The sequence below is a fragment of the Campylobacter sp. DY7 genome (assembly GCF_057802535.1).
Genome location: NZ_JBYJAU010000065.1, coordinates 1 through 508 on the forward strand (window position 1 = coordinate 1; position 508 = coordinate 508).

The 508-nt window shown below is 67.1% G+C and carries 1 protein-coding gene; it reads left to right on the top strand.

From position 1 onward, the window contains the following. Positions 1-149: 149 nt before the first annotated feature. Positions 150-508 (top strand): SDR family NAD(P)-dependent oxidoreductase (locus tag AC1B00_RS09730; RefSeq protein WP_488849530.1); only part of this gene is annotated, 359 nt, incomplete at its 3' end.

The following is a 508-nucleotide window of genomic DNA, read 5'->3' on the forward strand; positions in this document are numbered from 1 at the left end:
TTGCGTGGTTTCCCCGAGTATCCCGATAGTGGATGACCTAGTCAACAGCATTCACTAACTCGTAACATCAGGCGACGGCATCCGAAATTTCCCCGAAAAAGCCGTGGCTCGGGGCGGGCAGGATGGAACGACGGAGAAGGAGACCCACCATGACCGAGCGCACCAGCGACATCGCCATCGTCACCGGGGCGGGCAGTCCGGAGGGGATCGGCATGGCGTCGGCGCTGCTCCTCGGCCGGGCCGGAATGCGCGTGGTCGTCGCCTCGACCACGGATCGCATCCACGAGCGCGTCGCCGAGTTGCGCGCCGCCGGAGTGGATGCGCACGGCGTCGCCGCCGACCTGACCCGCGCGGACGGAGTGGATGCCGTTCTGGCCGCCGCCCTCGACGCCTTCGGCGCACCGACCGTCCTCGTGAACAACGCGGGCATGACATCGACGTCGAACCCCGACGAGCCGGCATCCATCGACGAGATCTCCATCGCGCAGTGGACCGCCTCGATCGACCG